Consider the following 435-nt stretch of genomic DNA (forward strand, 5'->3'; position numbering starts at 1 on the left):
ATCCAGCCCAAAATCGGCACAGACAGCAGATTAGTCAAACTGCCAGCACTGTTACGCAGCCCAAAATAGCGCCCGCGTAGACGACGAGGCACGAGAACCGCCAGCCAGCTTAGCCAGGAAGCACTGCCGAATGCGCCTAAAAAGTGGCTGAAAAAGACGATCGCCAGCGTCCAGTTGACGAGCTGATGCGAGTCTGCCTTGCCCCAGCTAAACAGCGCAATTCCCGCTACCAAAATCAGCCACAGCAGCCTTGAGGGGCCGTAGACCCACAGGCAGTAGTTGTGACGGCTATTGGTGCGCTCTGAGAAGTATGCGCCCAGCGGCTGTAGCAGATTTGCCAGCATCGGAATTGAGGCTAGCATTCCGACTTCGATCGCAGTGGCGTCAAGCTCCACCAAAAAGTTGCTTAGCAGGACGCCGCCCGCAATGTTAGAA

The 435-nt window shown here is 56.1% G+C and carries 1 protein-coding gene; it reads right to left on the minus strand.

Features of this window, described 5'->3' with window-relative positions:
• Window positions 1–435 (minus strand): MFS transporter (locus D7Y13_RS43160; RefSeq protein ID WP_208734655.1); only part of this gene is annotated, 435 nt, incomplete at both ends.

The organism is Corallococcus praedator (assembly GCF_003612125.1).
GTDB classification, from domain to species: domain Bacteria; phylum Myxococcota; class Myxococcia; order Myxococcales; family Myxococcaceae; genus Corallococcus; species Corallococcus praedator.